Raw genomic sequence first — 7,037 nt, 5'->3', positions numbered from 1 at the left:
AGCCCGCCCCGCCCGCACCTGCTCCCAAAACCGCACCCGCACATCCCGCAACAACGGCACCCGACCTACCCGACCAGCCACAACACCCTCCAACCATCGGTGTTGCAACCACCCCATGAACCCAAGCGGCCTTCGGTGCGTTGGACGCAACCAAGGCCGCCTTGGGGCGCTTGGCTCAGGTCTGCAGCGCCACCCAGAGTTCCGCGCGGACACCCGGCGAGTCGAGGTCGCGGCCCAGCAGTTCCTGCGCCTTGGTGATCCGGTTCCGCAGCGTGTGCCGGTGCACGCCGAGGCGGGCGGCGGCGACGTCCCAGTGGCCGTGGTGTTCGAGCCAGCAGCGCACCGAATCGACGAGGTCGCCGCGGCCCGTTTCGTCGTGGCGGCGCAGGGGCGCCAGGAGATTTTCGCCGTAGATGCGGGCCACGACCGGGTCGATGAGCGACAGCAGGCCGCGAGCCGAGTGCTCGGCGTAGGTGACCAGGGGCTTGCCCTCCGCCTCGGCCGCGCGGGCCGCGAGGTCGGCCTGCTCCGCTCCGGCCGCAAAGTTCTCGAGCGGCACCGGATCGGCCAGACCGGCGTACATCGGCCCGACGCTCGCGGCCGCCGCCAGCGCGCGGTCCAGCACCTCGCCGCCCGAGCGGCCGGCCACCAGCACCGCCGAGCCCGACTCGGCGAAGAACAGCGCGGGCTCCCCCTCCAGTGCATCACACACCCGGCGCCGCCGGCCGGGATTGCCCACCAGCGCGACCAGCGCCCACGGCGGCTCGGGCGGCTCGCCCCACACCGTGGTCATCACCCCGAAGGCCAGCTCGTGCTGCCCCGCCGCCAGCAGGTCGATCAGGCCGGTCCGCAGGAACCGCCACGCGTGCGTGAGCTTCAGATCCTGTTCCAGCGCCAGGGAAAGCAGGGCGACCGCGGTGTTCACCACGTGCCGCCCGGCGGTGTCGAGCGGCCCGGCCGTGCCGACCGCGAGCGCCCGCCGCACCCGGGTGGGAAGGGTCTGCAGCACCACTTCGTGGCCGTCGAGTTCGAAGACCCGCGTACCCGAGCGAAGCTGCTTCAGCTCTTCGCGCACTTCGTCGGCGTACGACATCGCGGGGCCGGTTCCCTCGACGCCCGCGGTGTCGAGGAGCAGCACCCAGCCGTCGACCAGCTTCGCCAGCTTGCGCAGCACCCCGGCCGGGCTGCCCTTGCCGACCGCCGTGCGGGTCAGTTCCTGCTGGGCGCGACCGATGCGGACCGTCGTCGCGTACTCGTCGGCCGCGACCGCGCGCGATACCGCGCGGGTGATCGCGATGAACGGCGTCTTCCGCGGCACCTCCAGCACCGGCAGCCCCACTTCGGCCGCCGTCGCCACCAGGGCTCGCGGGACCTCGTCGTGGCTGAGCCCGACGCCGAAGCCGAGCCCCGCGACTCGCGCGTCGACCAGCCGGCGAACGTAGGTCGGTGCCGTCTCCTCGTCCAGGGCCAGCCCGGTGGTGAGCAGCAGTTCGCCGCCTTCGAGGAAGGCCTGCGGGTCGGTCAGCTCCGTCGGGTGGACCCAGCCGATCGGGCGGTTCAGGAGCGCGTCCCCGGTCAGCACCCGCAACCCGAGCGGGCGCTCGGCGGCCAGCCCGGCCAGCGTGAGTGCCATAACGGCCAATGGTACGCCCCAAGTTGTACAGATCGGCCACCTGACGACGGCCCGGCGACCGCTCATCCTGAGGACGTCCACCGACTTCGCAGGGAGCACGCCGTGACCGCAAGCACCACCGCCGAGCCGCAGGCCCCGGCGCCCCGCCAGCGCAGGCTGCAGACCGAAATCCCCGGCCCCGCCTCGCGCGAGCTGCAGCAGCGCCGCGCCGCCGCGGTCGCCGCCGGGGTCAGCTCGGTGCTGCCCGTCTACGTCACCTCCGCCAGCGGCGGCCTGCTCACCGACGCCGACGGCAACGTGCTGATCGACTTCGGCTCCGGCATCGCGGTGACCAACGTCGGGCATTCCGCGCCGGCCGTCGTCGACCGCGTCCGCAAGCAGGCCTGCTGGTTCACCCACACCTGCTTCATGGTCACGCCGTACGAGGGGTACGTCGAGGTCTGTGAGGCGCTGGCCGAGCTGACGCCGGGCGACCACGCGAAGAAGTCGGTGCTGTTCAACTCGGGCGCCGAAGCCGTCGAGAACGCCGTGAAGATCGCCCGCGTGGCGACCGGGCGCCAGGCCGTCGTCGTGTTCGACCACGCCTACCACGGCCGCACCAACCTCACGATGGGTATGACCGCGAAGTCCGTGCCCTACAAGCACGGCTTCGGCCCGTTCGCGCCCGAGGTCTACCGCGTACCGGGCTCGTACCCGTTCCGCGACGGCCTGTCCGGCCCCGAAGCGGCCGCGCTGGCCATCGACCGGATCGAGAAGCAGGTCGGCGGCGACCAGGTGGCCGCCGTGGTGCTGGAGCCGATCCAGGGCGAGGGCGGTTTCATCGAGCCCGCGCGCGGCTTCCTCCCCGCCATTGCGGCGTGGTGCCGCGAAAACGGCGTCGTGTACGTCGCCGACGAGGTCCAGACCGGATTCTGCCGCACCGGTTCGTGGTTCGCCTCCACCGACGAGGACGTGGTGCCGGACCTGATCGCGACGGCCAAGGGCATCGCGGGCGGCCTGCCGCTGTCCGCCGTCACCGGCCGCGCTTCCCTCTTGGACGCGGTCCCGCCGGGCGGCCTCGGCGGCACCTACGGTGGCAACCCGATCGCCTGCGCCGCGGCGCTGGGCTCGATCGAGACGATGAAGACCGAGGACCTCGCCGCCTCGGCCAAGCGCATCGAAGGCGTCGTGCTGCCGCGGCTGCGGGCGCTGGCCTCCGAAACCGGCGTGATCGGCGACGTCCGCGGGCGCGGCGCGATGCTGGCCGCGGAGTTCGTGAAGCCCGGTACTTCGGAGCCCGACGCCGACCTGACCAAGCGCGTCGCGGCCGCGTGTCACCGGGCCGGCGTGGTGGTGCTGACCTGCGGCACCTACGGCAACGTCGTCCGGCTGCTGCCGCCGCTGTCGCTGTCCAACGACCTGCTCGACGAGGGCCTCTCGGTCGTCGAGCACGCCGTCCGGACGGAGGCCCGCGCATGACGTTCCCGTTCTGGGTCGCCGGCAAGCCGGTCACCGGCGGTGCTACCGCCTCTGTCAAGCACTCTTACGACGGTTCTTCGGCGGGGTCCCACTTCGTTCCTTCCCCGTCGGACGTCGAGGCCGCGGTACAGGCGGCGCACGACGTCGCCGACGAGTTCGCGACGCTGCCCGCGCACGTCCGCGCCGGGGCGTTGGACCACGTGTCCCGTTCGCTGGGTGAGCGGTCCGAAGAGATCGCCGCGCTCATCACGGCGGAGTCGGGCAAGCCGCTGAAGTGGGCGCGCGGCGAGGTGGGGCGCGCGGTGTCGACGTTCCGCTGGGCGGCGGAGGAGGCCCGCCGCTTTTCGGGCGAGTTGCAGCGGCTCGACACCGACCCGGGCGGCACCGGCCGGCTCGCGCTGGTCCGGCGGGTGCCGCGTGGCCCGGTGCTGGGCATCACGCCGTTCAACTTCCCGCTGAACCTGGTGGCGCACAAGGTGGCCCCGGCGATCGCGGTGGGCGCGCCGATCGTGCTCAAGCCCGCGCCGGCGACGCCGCTGACGGCGTTGCTGCTCGGCGAGATCCTGGCTTCGGCGGATCTGCCCGCGGGATCGTGGTCGATCCTGCCGGTGGACAACGAGACGTCGGCACGGCTGGTCGAGGACCCGCGGCTGCCGGTGGTGTCGTTCACGGGGTCGGTCCCGGTGGGCTGGTCGATCCGCGACCGCGTACCGCGCAAGCACGTGGCGCTGGAGCTGGGCGGCAACGGCGCGGTGCTCGTCTGTCCGGATTGGATGGACCTCGACTTCGCGGCCCAGCGGATCGCGACGTTCGCGATGTACCAGGCGGGGCAGTCGTGCATTTCGGTGCAGCGGGTGTACGCGCACTCTTCGGTTTATGACGCTTTGGCGGAGAAGGTGGTTGCGGAGGTCCGGGCGTTGCGGACCGGGGATCCGCGTCTCGACGGAGTCGACGTCGGCCCGCTGATCAACGTCGATGCCGCCTCCCGGGTTTCGTCGTGGATCTCGTCGGCGGTGTCGTCCGGCGGCCGCCTCCTGACCGGCGGCGGCCAGTCGGGAGCGACGGTCGAGCCGACGGTGCTGGCGAACGTCCCGGAGGACGCGTCGGTGATGGCCGAGGAGGTGTTCGGGCCGGTGGTTTCGCTGGTCCGGGTTTCCTCGGTGGCGGAAGGCGTTTCGCGGATCAACGCGTCCCGGTTCGGGCTGCAGGCGGGCGTGTTCACCCGCGACGTCCCGACGGCGTTCGAGGTGTCGGCGGCGTTGAAGGTGGGCGGCGTGATCGTCGGCGACGTGCCGAGCTTCCGGGCCGATCAGATGCCGTACGGCGGGGTGAAGGATTCGGGCGTGGGTCGCGAGGGCCCGGCGGCGGCGATGGCGGACTTCACGGAGGAGCGGGTAACGGTCCTGACGGGTCTGACGCTCTGAAACAGCTCGCTCCCGGTCCGGCTCGAGCGTAACCTCGGGCCGGGCAGGGAGAGCTCATGACACTGACACGCAAGGGCTCACGGCAGATCACGGTCGACGGCACGGACTACCGCTGGACCGTCCGCCGGAAGCCGACCTACTCGCAGGGACTCGGCGCGACGATGACCTTCGCGGTCGAACTCGCCGACCGGTCCGGCGCCACCTTGGTCGTCGACTCCGGGCGGCCACGGCCGGACAACTGGCTCCATCTCGTGACCGAGCCGATCCGGCCGGCCGAAGTCGAAGAAGGGGTTCGCGCTGCGCTGGCCCGCGGCTTCGACTTCACAGCCCGGCCGACGCGTCCGTCAACGCGGCGTGGGCGTCGACCAGCGAAGGCCCGTACCAGGTGAGGTGGCGGCCCGAGACCAGGACGTACCGCGCGTCCGGGAAGTGGTCCGGGCCGTCTTCCGCCGTGAACAGGTACGGCTCGTCGGGCAGCACCAGCAGGTCCGCGTCCGCGCTCAGGTGCGCCCTCAGCTCCGCCACGTCCGGGCGCGGGTAGCGCTCCTCCGACGTCGCGTACACGTTCGCCACGCCGACGCGGCGCAGGACGTCGCCCGCGAACGTGTCACGGCCCAGGACGATCCACGGCTTGCGCCACACCGGGACCACCGCGTGGAAGCGCACCGGCCGGACCTCCCGCCAGACCTCTTCCGCCGCGACCAGCCACTCCGGCTCGGCCAGCTCGTACGCCTGCGTCAGGATCCGCCGCAGCGAGCCCAGCGCCGCCGGCACGGTCGCCGCCGCGGCCATCACCCACACCGGGATCCCGTTGGCGCGCAGGCGTTCCACGTCCTCCTGGCGGTTCTCCTCCGCGTTGGCCAGCACCAGGTCCGGCGCCAGGTCGAGCACCCGGTCCAGCTTCGGGTACTTCGACCCGCCGACCCGCGGGACGTCCAAATTGGACGGGTGCGTGCAGTAGTCCGTCGCGCCGGCGAGGCGTCCGGGCGCGCTGACCTCGACCGCTTCGGTCAGCGACGGGACGAGCGACACCACCCGCGAAGCCGGGCCTTCGATCGGCACCGGCTCCCCGAGATCGTCCACGAGGTACGTCATGCGCGTTCGAACGACACCTTCCGCTTGTCGGCGTCGACCGCGGTCAGCCGGACCGCGATCCGCTCGCCCGCGGTCAGCCGCTCTCCCGCGCACTTCGCCATCACCGTCGGGTCCTCGACCAGGATCTCCGCCTTGTTCTCGTCCGCGCGCAGCACCACCGCGCTGAACTCGCCGCCGACGTGCTCGGCCAGCACCCACGCTTCGACCTGGTCGATGCACGCCCGCTCGACCTTCGCGGCGAGCGTGTCCGACGCGCTCATCCGCTCCGGGACGTCGGCCAGCGCCGCGCGCACCCACTCCGGGACCTCGCGGCCGGCCGAGACGGCGAGGCAGATCTCCGTGGCGAACCGGTCGACCAGCCGCCGGATCGGGGCCGTGACGTGCGCGTACGCGCCGCCGATGCCCGCGTGCGTGGTCAGCGCCGGCAGCTCGCCGTCGAACGCCGTGTAGCCCGCGCCGCGCAGCAGCCGGGTCGTGTCGGCGTAGAGCGCCATCGACGCCGGCTGCCCCGGGTCCAGCTTGGACAGGAACTCCGAGACGCTCGCCTCCGGCGCCCACGCGATGCCCAGCGCTTCGGCCGAGCGGCGCAGCCAGTCGACGGCCTCGGGCTCCGGGTCGGGCAGCGTGCGCAGGACCCCGATCCGCGCGTCGATCATGATCCGCGCCGCGGCCATCCCGGTGAGCAGTGAGATCTCGGCGTTCCAGGCGTCGACGGCGGTGCGCGGGCGGCGGGCGAGCACCCAGCCGCCGTCCGGGTCGCCGGTGATCTCCTGCTCCGGCAGCTGCAGCTCGACGGCGCCGCGCCGGACGGCCAGCTCGCGCCGCCGCCGGCCCAGCTCGGGCAACGCGGCCACCGACGGGTGCGGGTTCCCGGCGTCGAGCGCCGCCTGCACGGTTTCGTAGTCGAACTGCTCGGTGGACCGGACCAGCGCGCGGCGGACCCGGGTGGCGGTCGGCTCGCCCGCGTCGTCGGTCTCGATGGTCCAGAGCACCGCGGGCCGGATCTCGCCGGGCAGCAGGCTGGCCGCGCCTTCGGACAGCACCGGCGGGTGCAGCGGGACGTTGCCGTCGGGCAGGTAGAGCGTCTGCCCGCGCAGGCGCGACTCGCGATCGAGCGCGCCGCCGGGTGGGACGAACGCGGCGAGGTCGGCGATGGCGTAGTGCACGCGGAAGCCGTGCGCGGTCTTCTCGACCACCATCGCCTGGTCGAGGTCCTTGGACCCGGGTGGGTCGATGGTGACGAACGGCAGGTCCGTCGCGTCCTCGCGGGGACCGGCACTGGCCAGCGGATCGAGGACCGCCGCCTCCGCCTCGGCCAGCACCTCGGGCCCGAAGGACTCCGGCAGCGAAAACTCGGCACGCAGGGGGCCGAAGTCCCCGCCTGCCGAGTGTGTCCTGATCACGAGGGGAGGCACCCCCCAACCCTA

The 7,037-nt window shown here is 72.8% G+C and carries 6 protein-coding genes; 3 read left to right on the top strand and 3 right to left on the bottom strand.

What is annotated here, in order from left to right; genetic code table 11:
• Positions 1-175: 175 nt before the first annotated feature.
• On the bottom strand, positions 176-1,633 hold the full coding sequence (locus tag ACLJQF_RS09880) for a PucR family transcriptional regulator (RefSeq protein ID WP_410607914.1): 1,458 nt from the start codon (positions 1,631-1,633) through the stop codon (positions 176-178).
• A 102-nt stretch (positions 1,634-1,735) separates the two neighbouring features.
• Between ACLJQF_RS09880 and gabT the strand changes: the two genes are divergently transcribed.
• Genes gabT through ACLJQF_RS09865 form a run of 3 tightly spaced genes read left to right on the top strand, consistent with a single transcriptional unit; the run spans position 1,736 to position 4,904 of the window.
• Positions 1,736-3,091 carry a 4-aminobutyrate--2-oxoglutarate transaminase gene (gene gabT / locus ACLJQF_RS09875; RefSeq protein ID WP_410607913.1) on the top strand — a complete coding sequence of 452 codons (1,356 nt, stop codon included), beginning with the start codon at positions 1,736-1,738 and terminating at the stop codon, positions 3,089-3,091.
• Positions 3,088-4,515: an aldehyde dehydrogenase family protein gene (locus ACLJQF_RS09870; protein ID WP_410607912.1), complete on the top strand. Its 1,428-nt coding sequence runs from the start codon at positions 3,088-3,090 to the stop codon at positions 4,513-4,515. Before gabT ends, ACLJQF_RS09870 begins: the two co-directional genes overlap by 4 nt.
• Positions 4,516-4,571: 56 nt before the next feature.
• Positions 4,572-4,904: a hypothetical protein gene (locus ACLJQF_RS09865; protein WP_410607911.1), complete on the top strand. Its 333-nt coding sequence runs from the start codon at positions 4,572-4,574 to the stop codon at positions 4,902-4,904.
• On the opposite strand, the gene ACLJQF_RS09860 is transcribed toward ACLJQF_RS09865, so the two are convergent.
• Positions 4,837-5,610: a helical backbone metal receptor gene (locus ACLJQF_RS09860; RefSeq protein ID WP_410607910.1), complete on the bottom strand. Its 774-nt coding sequence runs from the start codon at positions 5,608-5,610 to the stop codon at positions 4,837-4,839. The genes ACLJQF_RS09865 and ACLJQF_RS09860 overlap by 68 nt on opposite strands.
• A complete protein-coding gene (locus tag ACLJQF_RS09855; RefSeq protein WP_410607909.1) occupies positions 5,607-7,013 on the bottom strand; it encodes an RNB domain-containing ribonuclease in 1,407 nt (468 codons plus the stop codon). The genes ACLJQF_RS09860 and ACLJQF_RS09855 overlap by 4 nt, the downstream gene beginning before the upstream one ends.
• Between the last annotated feature and the right edge of the window lie 24 nt (positions 7,014-7,037).

This window comes from Amycolatopsis sp. lyj-109 (genome assembly GCF_046548995.1).
Classification (GTDB): Bacteria; Actinomycetota; Actinomycetes; order Mycobacteriales; family Pseudonocardiaceae; genus Amycolatopsis.
The sequence above is the reverse complement of the archived record's forward strand: the minus strand, read 5'-3'. Positions and strand labels throughout refer to the sequence as shown.